Origin of the sequence: Corallococcus sp. 4LFB, from assembly GCF_046520365.1 — a bacterium.
Classification (GTDB): domain Bacteria; phylum Myxococcota; class Myxococcia; order Myxococcales; family Myxococcaceae; genus Corallococcus; species Corallococcus caeni.
The window spans coordinates 1-16250 of the sequence record NZ_JBKGHJ010000158.1 but is presented as its reverse complement, the minus strand read 5'-3'; the positions used below and the strand labels follow the sequence as shown (position 1 = coordinate 16250).

The window sequence follows — 16250 nt, the reverse complement described above, 5'->3', positions numbered from 1 at the left end:
CGTGCTGGCCGCGCAGCGGATGCTCGGCGACCCGCTCTCCCGCGTGGGCTACGACGCCACGCGGGGCAACCTGGGGGGCCTGGCCCGCTGTGTCGCCGCGGGCGTCCCGGAGCCCACCATGGAGGCCCTGCGCAGCGCCTTCCTGGCCGCCCGCCCGGAGGTGGAGAAGAAGGCCCGCGCGCTCTTCACCCAGGGGCACGCGTTGGAGGTCCAACGGGCCATCCCGGCCGCGCTGGAGCGCTACGCGGAGGCGCTCAAGCTGGACCCGCTGAACACGTCCTGGCTGAAGCACTACCAGGCCCTGCTGCGGCAGGTGCCGGCGGGCTCCGGGGCCGGGGCGCGGATGCCGGAGGCCATGGCCTGATGGGGGCCATCAGCCGCCCCCGGGGGTAGGTTCCGCCCTCCCGGGGAGGCCCGGGCGTTCAACAGTCAGCCGGGCGCGTTCGGGTGTGTGCAGCCCCCGGGGCCGCTCGTGTAGTGTCCGACGCCTTCCGTTACGCCCTCCCGGTTCCTGTCGAGGGTGGGGACACTGCCATGAACGCGCACATCTTCCGCGAGTACGACATCCGAGGTCTGGTGGACAAGGACCTCACCATCGAGGTGGTGGAGCTCCTGGGCCTGGGCCTGGGCACCATGATCCGCCGCAAGGGCGGCACCTCCATCGTGGTGGGCCGCGACTGCCGCGAGTCCTCCACGCGCTTCCGCGACGCGCTCGCGAAGGGCCTCACCGCCACCGGCCTGGACGTCTACGACGTGGGCGTGGTGCCGACGCCGCTGACCTACTTCGCGGCGAACACGCTGCCCGTGGACGGCCTGGCGATGATCACCGGCAGCCACAACCCGAAGGAGTTCAACGGCTTCAAGATTGGCGCCGGCAAGACGACCTTCCACGGCCCCGAAATCAAGGAACTGCGCCGCCTCATCGAGGCGAAGGACTTCGCGACCTCGGACAAGCCCGGCAAGGTGACGCCCTACGACATCATCACGCCCTACAACCACTTCATCCGCCAGACGGTGAAGGTGGGCCGCAAGGGGATGAAGATCGTCATCGACGCGGGCAACGGCACGGGCGGCGCCATCGCGGTGCCGCTGTTCGAGAGCATGGGCTTCGACGTGGTGCCCCTGTTCTGCGAGATGGACGCGGACTTCCCCAACCACCACCCGGACCCCACGGTGGTGGAGAACCTCCAGGACCTCATCAAGAAGGTGAAGGAGGTCAAGGCGGAGGTGGGCATCGCCTACGACGGCGACAGCGACCGCATCGGCGTCATCGACGACCAGGGCAACGTGCTCTGGGGGGACCAGCTGATGGTGCTCTTCAGCCGCTACGTGCTGAAGGAGTCCCCGGGCGCGGCCATCATCGGCGAGGTGAAGTGCAGCTACACGATGTACGACGACATCGCGAAGCACGGCGGCCGTCCCATCATGTGGAAGGCCGGGCACTCCCTCATCAAGTCGAAGATGAAGGAGGAGCACGCGGAGCTGGCCGGCGAGATGAGCGGCCACATCTTCTTCAAGCACCGCTACTTCGGCTTCGACGACGCGGTGTACGCGTCCGCGCGCCTGCTGGAGATTTTGACGCAGGAGAAGCAGTCCATGTCGCAGCTGCTCGCCGACGTGCCGAAGACCTTCGCCAGCCCCGAGCTGCGCTTCGACACGACGGAGGAGAAGAAGTTCGCGATGGTGAAGCGCGCCACGGAGATCCTGCGCGACGCGGGCCACAAGGTGGTGGACGTGGACGGCGTGCGCGTGACGTTCCCGGACGGCTGGGGGCTCATCCGCGCGTCGAACACGCAGCCCATCCTGGTGCTGCGCTACGAGGCCAGCACGGAGGCGCGCGTGAAGGAGATTCAGGCGCTCATCGAGAAGACGGTCGCGCAGGCGCAGAAGGAAGTCGGCGCCTGAGTCTCCGGCGCTCCACGCGAAGCACACGCACGTAAGGGAAGGAACTGGCCATGCCGACGCTGGGAATCGACCTGGGCGGGACGTTCGCCCGGGCCGCGGTGGTGGATGGGAAGGGCGCGATCCTCGCGAGCGCCAAGGTGGCGTTGCAGGACCGCAAGCCGCCGGGCGTGGTGGAGACCATTGCCCAGGCGGCGGAAGAGGCGGTGAAGCAGGCCGGGGTGAAGGTAGAGGCCTGCGGCGTGGGCGCGGCCGGGCAGATCCACAAGGACACGGGCGTCATCTCCGTGGCGCCCAACCTGGGCTGGCGCGACGTGCCGTTTGGCCAGCTGCTGACGAAGCGGCTGGGCTTCGACGTGAAGGTGGTGAACGACCTGTCCGCGGCGGCGTGGGGCGAGCTGCACGCGGGCGCGGGTCGCGGCGCCCAGGACATCCTGGTGGTGTTCGTGGGCTCCGGCGTGGGCAGCGCCATCGTCGCGGACGGGCGGCTGGTGAACGGCGGCGGCGGCGTGGCGGGTGAGCTGGGGCACATCAAGGTGGTGCCTGGCGGCCGGCTGTGCGGCTGCGGTGAGCACGGCTGCCTGGAGGCGTACGCGGGCGGCCACAACCTCATCGCGCAGACGAAGGAGCTGCTGGCGTCGGGCAGCTCGCGCGTGCTGGAGCAGCTGACCGGCGACGACCCGGACACCCTCACGCCGGTGACGCTGGAGACGGCGGCGGACGCGGGCGACGCGAAGGCCAAGGAGATCCATGAGCGCGCGGGGCGCTTCCTGGCGCTCGCGGTGGCCAACTACGTGACGGTGCTCAACCCTTCGCGCCTGGTGGTGGGCGGCGGCGTGCTGATGCACTGCCCGGGGCTCAAGCGGCAGGTGCTGGACGGCGTGCAGCAGTGGTCGTCCCGCGTGTCGCGCGAGGGCCTGCTCATCGCCGACGCGGAGCTGGGCGACGACAGCGGCATCATCGGCGCGGCGCTGCTGGTGAAGTGAAGCCCCCGGCGCGGGTGGAGCCTGCTCCCCCGCGCCATGCAGGCCCCGTCAGGGCGCTCGCGGCGCGAAGCCGCTGCCATGCGATGCGGCTCGCGCCACGCATGGCTGGTCCGCGGTGGCAAGGACGCCCGAGCGCTACGGCTGCTTCGGAGCCGGCGCCGCGCTCGTGAAGACCAGCGCGCGATGCGGCCCTCCTCACCCACGGCCCAGGCGGTGTCGCGCGTGCGCGGCGGCGTGGACACGGCGTGGAAGCCGATGGCGTCCAGCGGCTCCCACGTCCTGCCCGCGTCCTTCGACACGTCCGAGCCCGTGGGCCCCACGGCGACGAGCCACAGCTTGCGCTCGCGCGTGAGCGGGGCCACGCAGGAGCGGTAGCCCCCGGGCGGCTTGCCCGGCACGGTCCACTGGCGCTTGCCCGCGTCCAGCGTGAGCGCCGCGTTGCCCGTGGCCACCTCCGGCTGCTTGTAATTGCCTCCCACCGCGATGCCCGCCATCGGGCTCCAGAAGTAGAGCGAGAACACGCCCGCGCCTTCACCCGTGGCCAGCGGCGTGGGCGCGATGCCCCAGTGCTTTCCCCGGTCCGCGGAGTGGAGCACGCGCGCCGCGGAGCCTCCCAGCCCGAACCAGACGTGGGACGTGCCGTACACCGCGATGCTCGTGCCGCTGGCGGCGAAGCCCGCCTCGCCCGCGAGCGCGGCCGGCAGGGCGCCTTCCGGCACGGGCTTCCACGTCGCGCCGCCGTCCTCCGTGGTGATGACCACGAAGTGCCCGTCCACCGGGTCGCTGAACGCGATGCCGTGCTGTTCGTCCCAGAAGGCCATGCCGTTGAAGAAGGCCCCGGGCCTGGCGTTGGTGAACTGGAGCGTCCAGTGCGCGCCGCCGTCCGTCGTCTTGTAGATGCGCGACTTGTCACCCGCGCCAATGGACAGCACGTACGCGGTGCGGTCGCTGAAGGCGTCCACGTCGCGGAAGTCCAACCCCTCCGAGTCCGGCACGGGCGCCTGCGTCCACGTCTTGCCGCCATCCGTGGTGCGCACGACGGTGCCCTTGTCGCCGCTGGCCCACGCGACGCGGTTGTCCACCGCGCTCACCCCGCGCAGCCGCACCGTCGTCCCGCTGGCCTGCGGCTCCCACTTCATGTCCGCGCTCCCCAGGGCCAGCCACGTCGCCAGCCACACCGCTCCCATCGTCATGTCCCGGTGCCTCCCGCGTGTTCCATCCGCGAAGGAGGGACGCTAGCCGAAGGGGCCCGTCAGCGCCGCGCGGCGGTGTTCGCGGTGTCGGGCAGCGAGGTGTCCTCGGGCAGGAAGTCGATGCGGCACCTGTCCAACTGGGGGCCGCAGGCGCGGTCCAGGTCGCCGCGCGTGTCGCAGCCCGGGCGCTCCTCGCAGGTGTCCGGCAGGAAGGCCCAGACGAACTGGAGCACGTTGCCGCCCCGGCCCTCCGGCAGCGCGGCCAGGAAGTCCTGCCTCCGGTCCTGGAACAGGCGCGCCAGGTGCACGGTCTTGTCCTCCAGCTTCACGTGGCGCGCATCCCCCATGTACCGGCGGCTGGCGTCGTTGAGCTGGGCGTCCAGGAACTCCGGCTGGTAGGGCGCGCCGTCCAGCCGGGGCCCGCCGCGCGTCCCCCGGAAGAGGGCGAAGTGCACGCGCGGATCCGCGTACTCGCCGAAGAGGATGCGCTGCTCCAGGGCGTACAGCGTCAGCCGCTCGCCGCCCACCGGCCACGCGTGGCCCCAGAAGAAGCTCCCGAACCAGGACGCGTCCACGCCGTCCGGGTAGCGCTCCACGAGCTGCAGCAGCACCAGCGCGTTGTACGCGTTGATCCAGTACGCCAGCCCGTCCTCGGGCGAGGGGAACAGCTCCGGCTGACGGTGCGGCGACACCGCCGCGAGCGACGCGACGAAGCGCTCCAGCGCCGCGCGGTCCCGCAGCAGCCCCTCGAAGTCCAGGTCCCCGCTGGGCCGCACGTGGCTCAGCGCCTGGGCGTAGTCCGTGTAGCCGAAGGGCCCGGCCGCCGGGGGCACCGGCGCCGGCAGGGCACCCCCCACATACAGCCCCGCTCCCACGGCGAGCACCACCAGCACGGCCAGGGCCGCCACGGCGAACCAGCGCGCGCGGTGGCGGGAAGGGACGGGGGCATTCACGGCCCGGCAGTCTATGCCACCCTCGCGGCCCGGCTCCCACCCTTCAGGTCCCGCCTGGACCCACCCGGGGTCCGCCGCGACAGGCCGCTATACTGCCGGCGCCATGGAGCCTACCCCCGACGTCGTCAGGCACTTCCATCCGGTGCTGCCCTCCCGCCAGCTGCGCCGCCGACCCGTCCGCGTGGAGCTGGCGGGCCATGCCTACGCGCTCTTCCGGGACGCCTCCGGCCAGGCCGCGGCGCTGTCGGACGCGTGTCCCCACCGCTTCGCGCCGCTGTCGAAGGGCACCGTGACGAAGGAGGGCCAGCTCCAGTGCCCGTACCACGGCTGGCGCTTCGACGCGCGAGGGCAGGGCGTCAACCCCAGCCAGCCGGAGCTGCGCCACTGCGAGGCGAAGAGCTTCCAGGTGGTGGAGCGCCACGGCTACCTCTGGCTCGCGCACGCGAGCACGCCCGTGTCCGCGATGCCGGAGCTCGCCGGCGGGGACTACGTCTTCGGCGGGACGTTCTCCACGCTGTTCCAGGCGCCGCTGCACGTGGCGCTCGACAACTTCAGCGAGGACGAACACACGCCCTTCGTCCACACCCGGCTGGGCTGGAGCGGCGCGCAGACGGGCGCGGTGGAGTTCGAGGCGCACAACCACGAGGACCACACGGAGGTGCACTACCGCGCCCCGCAGCGGCCCGCGCCCATCATGCGGCTGCTCATGGTGGGCAAGGGGGACGTCTTCCACAACGACTGGGTGACGCGCTTCGACCCGGTGCGCAGCGTCTACACGGTCCGCTGGTCGACGCCCTCGGGAGCGCCGCGCCCCTTCACCACGCAGGCGCACATCTTCTTCGTGCCGGAGACGGCGCGCACCACGCGCCTGCACGTCTTCTCCTTCCTGCGCACGGCGGTGCCCGCGCTGAGGCCCTTGCTGCCGGTGGCGGCGAAGGCCGCGCTGGGCCTCACCTGGTGGGAGGTGCGCGACGACGCGCGCTTCATCCCCACCGTGGCGGACACGCCCTACAGCCACAAGGGCATGCGGCTGGACAAGTACGACAAGCCGCTCGTGCACCAGCGCAAGCTCCTGGAGCGCATCTACTACGCGCACGAGGCGCACGAGGCGCCTGAGCCAAGGCCGGTGCTCCCCCGGGTCCACGACGCCACGGGCACCTGAGCGTCAGCCGCGCCGGCGCATCGCGTGGGCTGGTAGGGAGCGCGCGGGCCATCAGTGCATCGGCGCGGATTCCTCGTAGGTGGGCACCGTCTCCCCGGTGCGCGCCTCGTAGGCGTTGCAGCCGCTGTCACCGGAGACCACGAGCGCGAACTCCTTGAGCTGTGGCTGGTTGCAGCTCTGCGTCTCTTCGTCGCTCGGCTCGTCGCTGTTGCCCGCGAAGAAGCGACAGTTCTTGCAGTTGCCCCAGGATGCGTCCGCCATGGTTCCCTCCTCGTGGAAACAGCACCTGAGAGGAGGGTGGGGCCGGTGACGGCCCTCCACAACGCGGCACCTGCTTCCCGCCCGGGAGGGCAGGGGACCCGGCGCCCTGAAGAGAGCGCCGGGAATTCCACCTCGCCGCGCGCCTACTGCTGGGGCGCGGGCTGCGGCTGGGCCGGCTGCTCCTGGGCCGGCGGTTGCGGCTGCGCAGCCGGCTGCTGGGGCGCGCCCGCGCCGGGCTCCGCGCCCAGGGCCGCCGCTTCCTTCTTCACCGAACCGGACTCGAACGAGCCCAGCGAGTTGAGCAGGCGCAGCGCGGCGAGCGACGCCTGGAGGCGCTCGGAGACGAAGCCCACCTCCGCGTTGGTGAGCGCGGTGTTGGCGTCCGCGACCTCCAGGTAGGTGGCGACGCCCGCCTTGAAGCTCACGTCCGTCAGGCGGTTGGACTCGCGCGCCAGCTCCAGGGCCTCCTCGGCCTTGGCGCGGTTGGCCAGCGCGTTCTCCAGGTCCAGCTTGGAGCGGCGCACCTCTTCCTTCACGCGGGCCTGCGCCAGCGCCTGGGTGACGGTGGCCTCGCGCACGCGGGACGACGCCTCGGAGAGGTTCGCCTCGCGCAGGCCGCCGTCGAATAGCGTCCAGCTGGCGCCGAAGGTGATGGCCCAGGTCTCGTTCTGGCCGGTGAAGCCCGCCGCGTTCGCGATGCGGTACGCGCCCGTCACGCCCAGCGTGGGCAGGTAGCTCAGGAGCACGCCCGTCTTGTTGATGCGGCTGAGCTTCAGGCCCACTTCGGAGGCCTGCACGTCCGAGCGCTCCTGCAGCGCCTTGTTCACCAGCTCCTCCGGCGACGCCTGCGCGGGCACCGTCGGCTCCGGCGGCGCGGCCAGCTCGAAGTCCGGCTCGCGCTGGATGAGCGTGCCCAGCGCCAGCTTCAGGCCCGCGAGCGCGTTCTTCGCGCGCACCAGGTCCTGCTCCGCGCGCGAGCGGTCCAGCTGGGCGCGAAGCAGCGCCACGCGCGTCACCGTGCCCGCGTCGAACCGGGCCTGCGTGTCCTTCTCCCGCGCCTGGTTCAGCTCCAGGAGCCGCTCCTGCGCGCGCAGCGCTTCCTGCTGCGCCGCGGCGCCGTAGTACGCCTGCGCCACGCCGAAGAGCACCTGCCGGCGCGCCGTCTGCGTGTTGAGCTCCGCCAGCCGCACGGCCTTGTAGGAGGCCGCGATGCCCGCCCACAGCTGCGGCGCGATGATGGCCTGCCGGATTTCCGCCTGCGCACCCTGCTGGATGAGCGGCTGGATGGTGATGTCCACCGGCGCGATGGGCCCCGCGGGGATGATGGCCGCCACGTTGTTGCGCGTGATGGACGCGCCCACGCTGATGTTCGGCAGGTAGCCCGCCCAGGCCCGGCGCGTCGCCAGCGACGCCTGCTCGAAGCGCTCCTGGGCGATCTTCAAATCGAGGTTCTGCTGGCGGGCCGACTCCAGCGCCTCATCCAGCGTCAGTACGGGCGCCGCGGCCAGGGTGGCCGACAGGGACAGCGCCAGAAAGGTACTCATACCGCTCGACCTCCTCACCGACTCGCGGGAGCGCGAGGCGGATCCGTCCAATGGACGACTGCGTTGCGTCCTCTACCCGACCTGGGCGCGGCGTTGAAGTCATCCGCACTGTCGGATGTTGGAATATGCGGAATGTAGTAGCGGTCAATGGTTGATGATGTCAATTGTTTATGTGCGCACGATGAATTAACGTAAATTCACTATGAACGGTTTCAACGACGGTCCCAGCGAGCAGGTGATGCGTCGGCCGGCGTCCCCCGGTGGCCCGGCCCAGAGCGACAGCGGGCTGCCCGAGCAGGCGTGGACGCTCCTCTTCGAGCTGCTGCACACCCACATGCGCAACTTCCCCGCCCTGGCGGCGGAGTTCGACCTGTCCCCGGTGCAGGCGCACGTGCTGCGGCAGTTGGGTGAGGGCGCGCTCGCGATGAGCACGCTCGCCAACTACCTGTCGTGCGACGCGTCCAACGTGACGGGGCTGGTGGACCGGCTGGAGGCGCGCGGGCTGGTGGAGCGCAAGAGCAGCGAGCAGGACCGCCGGGTGAAGATGCTGGTGCTGACGGAGGCGGGCGCGGAGCTGCGCGGCCGGCTGATGGCGCGGCTGACGGCGCCGCCGCCCCTCATCGCCGCGATGCCGGACGAGGACCTGGCGGCGCTGCGCGACATCATGCGCCGCGCGCTCAAGACGCAGTAGCGCGCTCGGGCGCCCCAGTCCCCGGGGCGCCCGGACTGCTCAGTCCAGCAGGAAGGTGTACGAGTACTTCATCTCCGTGGCCACCGCCTCGCCGCCCTTGATGGCGGGCTTGAAGCGGAAGCGCCGGATGGCGTCGCGCGCGGCCTCGTTGAGGCCGTAGCCGGGCCCGGAGATGACCTTCACGTTGGTCACCTTGCCGTCCGCGTCGATGGTGATGGACAGCGTGACGGTGCCCTCGATGCCCGCGCGGCGCGCCTCGTCCGGGTAGGGAATCTTCACCTCGGACGCGACCGAGGGCTCCGAGTCCACCTGGTACACGGGCACGTACTTCGGCGCGGAGTAGCCCTTCACGTCCTGGGGGGCCTTCGCGGTGCCGTTGGCCTTGCCGTAGGCGGTGTTGCCCACGGGCGCGGCGAAGGAGCCCGCGCTGGTGGTGGACGACATGGTCATGCCCACCACCAGCGGCGGCGGCTTGGCGGTGGGCTCCGGCGGCGGCGTGTCGTTGGGCGGCGGCGGGGCCTCCGTCGGGGGCGGGGGCTTGGGCGCCTCCGCGACCTTGATGGGCGGCGGCTTCACCGGCTTCACCTTCGGCGGCGGAGGCTTGGGCTCCTCCTTCTTCTCCTCCGGAGGCGGCGGGGGCGGCGGCTTCCGCACCTCCACCATGACCAGCTCCACGGGCTTCTGGGCAGGCGTGAGCTTGCGGCCCTCCATGGTGGAGAGGTACCCGAAGGCCAGCCCGTGCAGCGCGAGCGACACGAGGAGGAACACGAGCAGGACCCGCGTGGAGCGGTCGCGCTGGGGGATGGGGTCGAGGACCGCCTGGCTCATCTTCGCGAAGCCTCGGGTCAGGGCGTGGCGGGCGCGGCCCGGGCGGGGCCTGCGTCCTTCTCGATGTTGAGGGCGAACTTCGCGATGCCCTGGCCCTTCACCACGTCGATGAGGCGCATCACGCGGCCATAGGCGAGCGTCTGGTCCGCGCTGATGATGGCGCGCGTGTCCTTGTCCTTGGCCACGGCCTCCGTCACGCGGCGGGACAGGTCCGCCTCCGTCACCTCCGCGCCGTCGAAGTAGAGCTTGCCCTCCTTGTCCAGGACGACGTTCACCAGGCCCTGCACCGTCTCACCGCCGTTGGCGGCGCGGGGCAGGTCCACCTCCACCGTCTCGCGGACGATGAAGTTCGCGGTGACCATGAAGATGATGAGCAGCACCAGCACCACGTCCACCAGCGGGGTGACGTTGATGCCGCTGATTTCCTCGTCGCTGTCGTTCGCGCCGCCGGCCATGGGCTAGTTGCCTCCCGCGGCGCCCGGCTTGCGCGCCTTCATGGCGCCCACGAGCGCGTGGCCCAGGGCGGTGGTGCGGCTGGTGAGCGTCTTCAACTGGCGGTTGAAGATGTTGAAGGCGACGACGGCGGGGATGGCGACGGCGAGGCCCACGGCCGTGGCGACGAGCGCTTCGGAGATGCCGGCCATCACCGTCTGCTGCATGGCGCCGCCCTTGGCGTTCATGGCGCCCAGGTCGTTGAAGGCCTTGATGATGCCGAGCACCGTGCCGAACAGGCCGATGAACGGGGCGTTGTTGCCCAGCGTGCCCAGGATGGACAGGCCGCGCTCGTACTGGGGGCGCTCGCGGGCGACGGTGGACGCGATGACCTGCTCCACGGTGTCCGGGCCCTGCTGCGCGGAGGCCAGGGCCTCGCGGATGACGGAGGCCTCCATGCCCTTCTGGTTCTTCACCTCGCCGGCCACGGCGTCGAACTCGCCGCGCGCCAGGCGCACCGCCAGCGCCTCCGAGTTGGGCAGCCGGTGGCGCGAGAAGTAGACGGCGCGCTCCAGCATCACCGCGATGGAGACGATGGAGAGCGTCACGAGCAGCCAGAGCACCCACTCGGCGCTGCCCAGCGTCACCCCGAGCAGTTTGCTGCTCAACCAGCCGAGTTCGGGTTGGGCCGCCTGGGCCAGGAGGAAGAAGGACGTCATGTGGGAGATGCCCGGTTCAAGAGTGGGACCGCGTCAACGCGCGGGGCAGTCTCTTGTTCCCCCCGACTCAAAAGTCAAATGGATCGGTCGCCAGTTCACCCGGGTGTCGCGTGCGGGTGGACGGGGGTGGCGGCCAGAGGGCGCGGATGTCGGATGGCAGGCACCGCCTGGGGCGGCGGGGCGGGCGCTGGAGCGCCTGCCCCGTGTCGCGGATTCTCAGGGCCTGCGAGTCGGGCTGGTGGTCTGCGCGGGGTCGCGCTCCACGACGGGGCCGATGATGGCGTCGATGCGGCGCAGCAGCTCCGCGTCGAGCTTCACGCCGGTGGCCTTCACGTTGTCGAGCACCTGCTCCGGCTTGGAGGCGCCGATGATGGCGGAGGCGACGCTCTTGTTCTGGAGCACCCACGCGACGGACAGCTGCGCGAGCGACAGGCCGGCCTCCTGGGCCAGCGGCTTGAGCTGCTGGACGCGGGTGAGGACGTCGTCGCTCATCAGGCGGCTCATGAACTGAGCCCCCTGCTGCGTGGTGGCGCGGGTGTCCGCGGGCGGGGGCTTGCCGGGGAGGTACTTGCCGGTGAGCACGCCCTGGGCGAGCGGGGACCAGACAATCTGGCTCAGGCCCTCGGCGTCGGAGGTGGGGATGACCTTGGACTCGATGACCCGCCAGAGCATGGAGTACTGGGGCTGGTTGGAGATGAAGGGCACGCGCAGCTCGCGGGCGAGCTTCGCGCCGGCGGAGATCTGCTCGGCGGTCCATTCAGAGACGCCGATGTAGAGGGCCTTGCCCTGGCGGACGATGTCCGCGAACGCGAGCATGGTCTCCTCCAGGGGCGTCTCCGCGTCGAAGCGGTGGGCCTGGTAGAGGTCCACGTAGTCCGTCTGGAGGCGGCGCAGGGAGCCGTGGATGGACTCGATGATGTGCTTGCGCGACAGGCCGCGGTCGTTCTGGCCGGGCCCGGTGGGCCAGTAGACCTTGGTGAACAGCTCGTAGCCTTCGCGGCGCTGGCCCTTGAGGGCGCGGCCGAGCACGGCTTCTGCCTTGGTGCCGGCGTACACGTCGGCGGTGTCGAAGGTGGTGATGCCCGTGTCGAGCGCCGCCTTCACGCACGCGATGGCGGCGTCCTCCTCCACCTGCGAGCCATGCGTGAGCCAGTTGCCGAAAGAAATCTCGCTGACCTTCAGACCGCTGCGGCCAAGGAATCGGAAGTTCATAGGGGGCGGCAGAGTAATCGCCGCCTCCGGGAGGCGCACGGGTTCAGGAGAAGCAGCGGTGGAACCAGGCGACGAAACGTTGAGCTTCGGGCGAGTCGTGGCGGAGAACCTGATTGGTGAGCGCGATGCCAAGGCGGACGCCGGGGTCCTCCTGCCAGGCAAGCCACGCGTATAGGGCGCCCTTCACGTGGTCCTGCTGACGAAGCCGGGCGCCCTGCGATAGGGCCTCGGCAGTGGTTTTTCGCGCGTGTGCCCAGATTCCGTCATTGGGTGGGACGAGCTTCTCGACAAACTCCTCAATGCGGCCGGGTTGCGCGTTGTCCGGCATGACCCAAACGCCCAACCGCGATTCGGGCAAGAGGCCGGGGAGGATTGCGCCATCAGGCTCGGGCGTGGCGGGAAGGGAGAGACCTTCGCCCTCGAGGATATCCTTGAGTTGATGCCAACGATTGGCAAGGACACCGTCTGCGTCGAAAACCAATGCCAATCGGCGATAGCTCTTGAGTGCGGAGGTAATGCTGGGTTTGTGAAGCAGTCGGGCGACCCCCTTGGCCTCATGAATGTATGGCCGGGTGGTTGTAGAGTCTTCCCAGTTGTAGCCATGCCGCTTCAGGAGGTGGATGATGGTGTGCTTGTCGTCCGGTCCCTCAACAATCATCTGGTAGGGACTGCTCGGGTCGGGTTTGCTCACCGGATCTCCATTTGATGCTCTGCGGAAGCAAGAAGCTCGTCGGCGCTATAGGTAATGTTCCTTTCAGCACCTCGTTCTAGCCGGTGAACCGAAATGACGTCTTGAAGATCGCGATGATCTTCGTAGAGCGAAGCGAGTGCCCGAACGCAGTCCAGGCTGTGCGTCGTCGCGAGGACCTGGACGTTCAGCCGCTTCGCAGCTTCAGTCACGAGCCGCCACATCTTCACCATGACGGAGTGATGAAGGCCCGTGTCGATTTCATCCACGAGCAAATACCCCCCTGCGGCATTCACCAGACTCAAGCTCAGCGACATGAGCCGTTTGATGCCTTCGCCCATGCTTCCAAGTGGAATGCGCTGATCCGATTGCTTCAGTTTGATGAAGATCCTGGCGGATTCGAAGGACGAGTCTCCCGGAAGAATCGCGATTCTTTCGAGGTTGGGTTCAATGATCCGCAGCACGTCGGCTACACGGTCTTCCTCGGGCGTGAGAACAACCTTTTCCCAAAGATTGACCAACATGGAGGGTTCGGGCGACGTTGTCTCCATGAAGTAGACACGGCTCGTGCTCGGGCGAACCTTCTTCCCTGGAACGCCCTTCCCCTGCAGCGTGCCTCGCCGTACGCCGTAACCTGTCAAGTAGACTTGCACCGGATCAAACTGATCGCTTTCGATAAGGATGCTGCGAGGACCGTTGGGGAGGTCAACCGGTTGTCCGCGAATGACGTCGGCACTCGCCGCCAGGACTTCCTGGGCGCTCGGTGTGGTGACAGTGCTGCGGAAGAATCGTTTCTCAGGGGCCTCTGCATCAATCTGGAAATGCGTGTCTTGATTGATGTCATGCCCGAAGAAGAGATGTGAGAAGTTGACGCGGTCGTTCAAGTCGAACGCCCTACGATCTTCATCGTAAGTCCCCTCTCCCCTTCGACGGGGACTTCGCTCGAGCACGGAGGGGCCTTCACCCGCAAGCACCAGCTCCGCAGCTTCCAGCACGGACGTTTTGCCAGCGTTGTTGGCTCCCACCAACAGACTTACGCGAGTCAGTCCCTCGACCTTGAGGTTTCGGAGGGAGCGGAAGTTCTGGATCCGCAGGGACGTCAGCATGGAAGGGCTCCGGCAGAGGCAGGCTCCGTCCCTCTAGCACAGGGGAACCGGGCACGGTTTCTCATGACGCAAGAGGCTGCCTGCTCCGTCCTCCCGACCGTCCACAGCGGGATTCGACCGTTCCCGGGCGTCGCTTGTGAACGGTGGGCCGGGTGTCCGACACTGGCTTCCACGCATGGCCGCCAGTGACGAACGCCGCTTCCAGTCTCTCGTGCTCGCGCCCATCCGGCGCGTGCAGCGGCGGCTCAACGCGGTCGCCTGGACCGGCGCGGGCATCGCTCCTGTCTGGGCCATCGCCACCGCTTGTGTGCTGTGCCGGCTGCTGCTGCGCGACCTGGCCGTCTGGGCCGTGCCTCCGCTTGTTATCACGGGCCTTGCGTGGTGGTTCGTTCGTGCCCGCTCGCGCGGCGTGTCGCTGGAGTACGCGGCGGTGCTCGCGGACCGCTCCGCCAATGCCGGGGGCCTGCTGCTCACGCGGCTGGAGCGCCCCGTCGGCGAGTGGGAGCTGAGCCTCAACCAGTTCGCCCGGCAGGTGAAGCCTCCAGAGGTTCCCTGGCGCCGGCCCTTGGGCGCGCTGTTGGGCGCGCTCGTGTTCCTCGCCGTGGGGGTCCTCGTTCCGCTTCCGGTGCTGCGCGCGTCGAACATCAACGCCGCCGCCGCGACCCAGGTCGCCGCCGTGCAGGCGCAGGCCGAGGCCCTGGCCCGCGAGGAGCCCCTGGGCCCCGACGTCGAGGAGGAACTGCGCCGGCTGTCCGAGGAAGTCGCCCAGGGGCGCTTCGACTCCGCGGACTGGGAGGCCGCCGATGCCCTGGAGCAGCGACTCGCCGAGCGTGCTTCCGAGGCCGCCGCCGAGCTCAACCGCGCTTCCGAGGCCGCTGCTGAATTGGAGGATGCGCTCGCCGCCGCTGGCGGTGCGGAAGCTGCCACCCGTGAGCGCGAGTCGCTGGAGCAGGCCCTGATGGCGCTCGATGCTCGCGCCAGCGGGAGCGAAGAGGACTCCGCCGATGGGGAGCAGGAAGGCTCCGCGTCCGAGCGGAACGCGCAGGGCCAGGGCGCTGGTGAGCAGGACGGCGAACAGCAGGGCGGCGACAAGCAGGGCTCGCAGGGGCAAGGCGCGGACGGACAGAACGGTGGCGACAAGCAGGGCTCCGGCGCTCAGTCCCGCGAGGCCCAGGCCCGTGCTTCCGCTCGCGCCCAGGCCTCCGGCTCTCCTGATCAGATCGCCGACCTGCGCCGCACGCTGGAGCGACGGCAGCAGTCCCTGGCGCAACGCTTCGGAGAGGAAAACGCCTCGCGAGGGAACCGCGGTGCCCAGGCCCGGCGTCCCACCCGGCGTCAGCAGTCGTCCGGACAGGGGCAGGGACAGAAGGGCCAGCGGGGACAAGGCCAGGGCCAGGACGGACAGGGCGACGGCGAAGAGGGCGACGGCGAGGGCCAGCAGGGCAGCCAGCACGCGAGCCGGAACACGCGGCAGGGTGACGGCGCGGGCGTGGGCCGGGGCGGGGAGAGCCAGCCGCTCGTCTTCGGCGGCGAGGCGGAGATGGATCCGGAGCGGCTCGCGTTCCAGCCGCTGCCGGAAGGCCATGGCGGCGAGGCGGAGGAACTTTGGGGCCTTCGCGCCGCGGATCCGCAGGCCCGCACGGGGCAGGCGGGGCCGGTGGGCGCGAAGGGCACGGGCGCGAAGGGCGATGCGACGGCGGGACCGACCTCCGGTCCGCTGCTGCCTCGCAACCGCGACCTGGTGAAGCGGTACTTCGGTGGTTCGTAGTCCAGAAGGGGGAACGACGTGGCAGCGGAGCTTTTGAGTCCCGCCGAGGCACAGGGCGCGGCGGACGTGGCCTCCCGGCTCAAGGCCGGGCTCAACCAGGTGATGCTCGACCAGGAGTCGGTCGTCGAGCAGGTCGTGACGGCGGTGCTCGCCCGGGGCCACGTGCTCCTGGAGGGCCTGCCCGGCCTGGGCAAGACGGAGCTGTGCAAGGCCCTGGCGCGGCTCTTGGCGCTGCCCTTCCGCCGCATCCAGTTCACCCCCGACCTCCTGCCCGGCGACATCACCGGCACCTACGTGCTGGAGGGCGAGGCCCGCCGCGACTTCGTCTTCCGCGAGGGGCCCCTCTTCGCGAGCCTCGTCCTCGCGGATGAGATCAACCGCTCCAGCCCGAAGACGCAGTCCGCGCTGCTGGAGGCCATGCAGGAGCGCTCGGTGACGGTGCTGGGCCAGACGCGGCCTTTGCCCGACCCCTTCTTCGTGCTCGCCACGCAGAACCCCATCGAGCTGGAAGGCACGTACCCGCTGCCCGAGGCGCAGCTGGACCGCTTCCTCTTCCGCATCCTCGTGCCGCCCGTGGGGGCGAAGACGCTGCGCACCCTGCTGACCACGCGCGTGCGCGGCGCTCCTCCCGCGCTGGAGCCGGTGCTGGACGCGCAAGGGCTGTCGCGCCTGTTCGCCGCCGTGGACCGCGTGCACCTGCCCGGCCCGGTGGCGGACTTCATCGGCCGGCTGGTGGAGGCGTCCGACCCGCGCCAGGCCTCCGCTCCCGAACCCGTGCGCCGCTTCGTGCGCTTCGGCGCGAGCC

At 70.0% G+C, this 16250-nt stretch carries 15 protein-coding genes and 1 pseudogene; 7 read left to right on the top strand and 9 right to left on the bottom strand.

The genetic code is table 11. From position 1 onward, the window contains the following. The 3 genes and pseudogenes from ACLEQD_RS18570 to ACLEQD_RS18560 all read left to right on the top strand — a co-directional run. Nucleotides 1-364, top strand: a pseudogene (locus tag ACLEQD_RS18570) (serine/threonine protein kinase); the annotation flags it as partial. Nucleotides 365-534: 170 nt separating this feature from the next. After that, entirely contained in the window at nt 535-1905 is a 1371-nt protein-coding gene (locus tag ACLEQD_RS18565; RefSeq protein ID WP_410385651.1) for a phosphomannomutase/phosphoglucomutase, read from the top strand. A 50-nt stretch (nt 1906-1955) separates the two neighbouring features. Beyond that, complete coding sequence (locus ACLEQD_RS18560) at nt 1956-2888, top strand: ROK family protein (RefSeq protein ID WP_410385650.1); 933 nt, start codon at nt 1956-1958, stop codon at nt 2886-2888. A 1252-nt stretch (nt 2889-4140) separates the two neighbouring features. Here ACLEQD_RS18560 and ACLEQD_RS18555 read toward each other — a convergent pair. Continuing rightward, on the bottom strand, nt 4141-5034 hold the full coding sequence (locus ACLEQD_RS18555) for a DUF547 domain-containing protein (protein WP_410385649.1): 894 nt from the start codon (nt 5032-5034) through the stop codon (nt 4141-4143). 103 nt (nt 5035-5137) lie between these two features. On the opposite strand from ACLEQD_RS18555, the gene ACLEQD_RS18550 reads away from it, so the two are divergent. Next, entirely contained in the window at nt 5138-6196 is a 1059-nt protein-coding gene (locus ACLEQD_RS18550; RefSeq protein ID WP_410385648.1) for a Rieske 2Fe-2S domain-containing protein, read from the top strand. Between the two features lie 51 nt (nt 6197-6247). Here ACLEQD_RS18550 and ACLEQD_RS18545 read toward each other — a convergent pair whose 3' ends face one another. Next, nucleotides 6248-6457: a hypothetical protein gene (locus tag ACLEQD_RS18545; RefSeq protein ID WP_410385647.1), complete on the bottom strand. Its 210-nt coding sequence runs from the start codon at nt 6455-6457 to the stop codon at nt 6248-6250. 143 nt (nt 6458-6600) lie between these two features. Beyond that, a complete protein-coding gene (locus ACLEQD_RS18540; RefSeq protein WP_410385646.1) occupies nt 6601-8001 on the bottom strand; it encodes a TolC family protein in 1401 nt (466 codons plus the stop codon). 202 nt (nt 8002-8203) lie between these two features. Here ACLEQD_RS18540 and ACLEQD_RS18535 point away from each other — a divergent pair, with 202 nt between their 5' ends. Then, on the top strand, nt 8204-8692 hold the full coding sequence (locus ACLEQD_RS18535) for a MarR family winged helix-turn-helix transcriptional regulator (protein WP_410385645.1): 489 nt from the start codon (nt 8204-8206) through the stop codon (nt 8690-8692). A 39-nt stretch (nt 8693-8731) separates the two neighbouring features. Here the strand turns inward: ACLEQD_RS18535 and ACLEQD_RS18530 are convergent, their stop codons facing one another. The 6 genes from ACLEQD_RS18530 to ACLEQD_RS18505 form a co-directional block, all read right to left on the bottom strand. Further along, on the bottom strand, nt 8732-9520 hold the full coding sequence (locus ACLEQD_RS18530; protein WP_410385644.1) for an energy transducer TonB: 789 nt from the start codon (nt 9518-9520) through the stop codon (nt 8732-8734). A 17-nt stretch (nt 9521-9537) separates the two neighbouring features. Continuing rightward, complete coding sequence (locus ACLEQD_RS18525) at nt 9538-9975, bottom strand: ExbD/TolR family protein (RefSeq protein ID WP_120550061.1); 438 nt, start codon at nt 9973-9975, stop codon at nt 9538-9540. Nucleotides 9976-9978: 3 nt separating this feature from the next. Beyond that, the gene (locus tag ACLEQD_RS18520; RefSeq protein ID WP_338263096.1) at nt 9979-10671 is read right to left on the bottom strand and encodes a MotA/TolQ/ExbB proton channel family protein; all 693 of its coding nucleotides are present in this window, start codon (nt 10669-10671) and stop codon (nt 9979-9981) included. A 216-nt stretch (nt 10672-10887) separates the two neighbouring features. Next, the gene (locus ACLEQD_RS18515; protein ID WP_410385643.1) at nt 10888-11883 is read right to left on the bottom strand and encodes an aldo/keto reductase family protein; all 996 of its coding nucleotides are present in this window, start codon (nt 11881-11883) and stop codon (nt 10888-10890) included. A 43-nt stretch (nt 11884-11926) separates the two neighbouring features. Beyond that, nucleotides 11927-12574 carry a DUF3226 domain-containing protein gene (locus ACLEQD_RS18510; protein WP_410385642.1) on the bottom strand — a complete coding sequence of 216 codons (648 nt, stop codon included), beginning with the start codon at nt 12572-12574 and terminating at the stop codon, nt 11927-11929. Further along, nucleotides 12571-13677, bottom strand: a complete 1107-nt coding sequence (locus ACLEQD_RS18505) for an AAA family ATPase (protein WP_410385641.1) — start codon at nt 13675-13677, stop codon at nt 12571-12573. The genes ACLEQD_RS18510 and ACLEQD_RS18505 overlap by 4 nt, the downstream gene beginning before the upstream one ends. Nucleotides 13678-13852: 175 nt before the next feature. Here ACLEQD_RS18505 and ACLEQD_RS18500 point away from each other — a divergent pair, with 175 nt between their 5' ends. Continuing rightward, nucleotides 13853-15445: a hypothetical protein gene (locus ACLEQD_RS18500; protein WP_410385640.1), complete on the top strand. Its 1593-nt coding sequence runs from the start codon at nt 13853-13855 to the stop codon at nt 15443-15445. Between the two features lie 18 nt (nt 15446-15463). Continuing rightward, nucleotides 15464-16250, top strand: a 787-nt coding sequence (locus tag ACLEQD_RS18495) for an AAA family ATPase (RefSeq protein WP_410385639.1), incomplete at its 3' end; no start/stop codon positions are given.